Below are 3,058 nucleotides of genomic sequence, written 5' to 3' on the forward strand. Positions count from 1 at the left end.
TTCATCAAAACCACCAACTTCATTAAAAACAGACTTTTTTGTCATCAAACAGGCACCGGTAACCGCTGATACATTCTGGACAACTTTGAGGCGCATAAAGTACCCATTTGATTGGGCAGGAAAATATCTATGAGAATGATCAGCGGCACCACCTAAACCTATAATCACACCTGCATGCTGTATAGTATTATCTGGATACAAAAGTTTTGCACCTACTGCCCCCACATCGTCTCTTTGTATAAACATAAGCATTTCTTCCATCCAATTATTGTTTATAATTTCAATATCATTGTTTAAAAAAAGCAAAATATCTCCAGATGCATACGATACAGCAAAGTTATTAATTTCAGAATAATTAAATTCTTTAGACTTAGACCACCGAATAATCTTTATAAAATCGTATGTTTTTTGCAGATATTCATAATATTCAAGTGTTGATTTATTTGTTGTATTATTTTCAGCAATTATAATTTCGTAATTATTATATGTGGATTTTAAAATAGATTCTATACACTTTTTTAAATCATCCTTATGGTCCTTGTTTGGAATTATTATTGATATTTTTAGGTAATTACTAATTTCATAATTTATTTTGTAAAAACCCAAGAAACCTAAATTTTCAACCTTTCCTTTTAAGCCTACCCTTGAGAGGTGATCACTTAAAGCATTTTTACCATTTTCATGAGCATACAACTTTTTGTTTTCATCCACAAATTTATTTACAAATCGTTTATGATACAAAACTTTAGGTATATGAATTATTTTTTTAGCTTTTTCTACACATCTGAGGATAAAATCATAATCGTGAAAAGCCTCATAGCCTTCCCTAAAAATACCCACTTTATCAATCAACTGTTTTTTTACCACAATTAAATTACCAATATAGTTATAACTTCTAAGTAAATCTGGGCTAAAATCTGGTTTAAAATGTGGTTCAAATCTTTTTCTACCATTTTTTGAAATCTTATCTTCGTCTGAGTAGATAAAATCAGCATCAGGGTTTTGATTTATAGCTTTTACAATTTCATACAAAGCAAAAGGTGCTAAAGTATCAAATTGGTCTAAAAACGCAATATAATCACCATCTGCAAGCTTTAATGCTCTATTTAAATTATAAACTATTCCGGGATTCTCTTTAAAAAATTTGACTGTTATACGTTTATCTTTCGATAAGTGAGTTTTAAGCAATTTTATTATCTTACGATTAGGCCTATCTGCAATGCATAATTGCCAATTTGAGTAAGTTTGCGATGTAACAGAATTTAGCACATTCAACAGCGTGTTTTTCTGTGTATTAAAAGTGGATACAACAATAGAAATTTTAGGGCTACAAGAAAATTTGAAACTTTTCTGTTTCTTAAGTGTGTTTTTATCGGGTTCAAATTTTTTTATCCACAATTTATATGGATCAATTAAATTGAATCTTTCCAAAATTTTAGCCAAAAACATCCTAAATCCATTATTTTTTAGATATAAAATAGCTCTTGTAAAATTATTTTTTTTAAAAATCATTATTGTGTTTTTAAAGCTTCCTCAAAACCTGGATCATGTTTTACCACATAATAGGCACCGTGATTAGTCAGATGATTTGTGTCTAAATACAGTGGATAACCTTTTTTGTCTAAAACTATACAAGGCTTGTCATCAATACACATATGTTTTGCAGGATTTATTAGTGTAAATTTATAATATTTTTCTGCTTCTTTAAAAGCATTAAAAACCGGTTTTTGCCTTTTAAGATAGTCAGAATATGTAGGAGCGGTTATTTTTCTTGTATGAATGCCTCGCAGTATATAAAGCTTTGATAGCGTTTCAGGTACATTCCAGCCAATCTCTGGAACATCTGAGACAACATATACTTTAATGTTCATCTCATGAAACACTTTAAGTGTTCTAATTAAACCTCTTTCAAGAACCTTTGGGTTGTTTGATATATTATCGTGCGTTTTTGAGTCCTTGTCCCATAAAGCCAAAGATTCTTCTGGATTATCAACAAATTGTCCATCTTTATAAATATAGCCATAACCATTTGCGTAAATTCCCCACCTTGCCACTAAAAATACTTCTTTAATGTGAGGATGAGCTTTTATTAATTCTAAATATTTTGCTTTTACCTGAGAAAGTGTGTCATCACTTCCCCAATTCACACCAAATAATGGTGGATTACCGCTTGCTGCAAGCAATTTGCCTTTTATGCCAAGTTGTTTTGCAAGCAAACTAAATCCAGGTGATAATGCATCTGCGTGAGAATCGCCCATAACTACAAAAGTATAGTGAGGGGCATTTTGATCACCAAGCGTTGGATACTTATCCCAGGCGACTTCATTAGGCTTTAAATCCATATATTTAGAATCTTCAAGATTTTTGTCTGTTGGGGCGCTAATAATTTTTTGAAGTTCTTTTGGGTACCTGCCTGGTAGTCCATCATGGTATTCTAAATAATATCCAAAAGAAGCAATGAGAATCATCACAGCAAAAATTGGAATAAATAATTTTTTTGGGTTGGATTTAAAGTCTTTTAATCTTATTGGTGTTTCAATAAACCTATAAGATAGATAAGATAAAACAAATGTTAATACCAAAGCTGAAATGAGCAATAAATCATCAATGTTTTGAGGTAAAACTGGCGCAAAATACCTATAAGCAGATAATATAGGCCAATGCCATAAATAAAGAGAGTAAGACAAAAGACCTACAAACACAAAACTTTTTGTAGAAAGTAACCTTTTTAAACAATTCTCAGAATAGGTATTTGCATAAATAATTAATAAAGCACCAATAGCTGGTAAAAGTGCAGCATATCCAGGAAATGGCGTGGTTTTTTTAAACAAAAAAACAGCTGTTAAAATAAATATCAAACCAATCCATGCTAATATTTTGCCAAATATATTACTATTCAATCTGGGAAAAGCCCCAAGTGCCACAAGTCCACCAAAAGCAAATTCCCAAATTCTAGTGAAAAATAGGTAAAAATCAGCCTCAGGATCAACTTTTACAAGGTAAATATTTAAAATAAAAGAAGCCACCAACGCAATGCTAACCCATAGCGCGTAGCGTT

The 3,058-nt window shown here is 31.1% G+C and carries 2 protein-coding genes and 1 pseudogene; all 3 read right to left on the minus strand.

Annotated features, from left to right (window positions below; genetic code table 11):
• The coding region (locus Q0C22_RS03225; protein ID WP_291490629.1) for a glycosyltransferase at positions 1 to 1,443 on the minus strand (1,443 nt) is incomplete at its 3' end.
• Between the two features lie 68 nt (positions 1,444 to 1,511).
• On the minus strand, positions 1,512 to 2,468 hold the full coding sequence (locus Q0C22_RS10425) for an SGNH hydrolase domain-containing protein (RefSeq protein WP_367172094.1): 957 nt from the start codon (positions 2,466 to 2,468) through the stop codon (positions 1,512 to 1,514).
• Positions 2,469 to 2,558: 90 nt separating this feature from the next.
• A pseudogene (locus Q0C22_RS10430) lies at positions 2,559 to 3,058 on the minus strand (acyltransferase family protein); the annotation flags it as partial.

The organism is Desulfurella sp. (assembly GCF_023256235.1).
In the GTDB taxonomy this organism is placed as follows: Bacteria; Campylobacterota_A; Desulfurellia; order Desulfurellales; family Desulfurellaceae; genus Desulfurella.

Excerpts from the sequence above, each read along its gene's own strand:
- Q0C22_RS10425 (WP_367172094.1), bottom strand. The coding sequence starts at position 2,468 with ATGATTCTCATTGCTTCTTTTGGATATTATTTAGAATACCATGATGGA.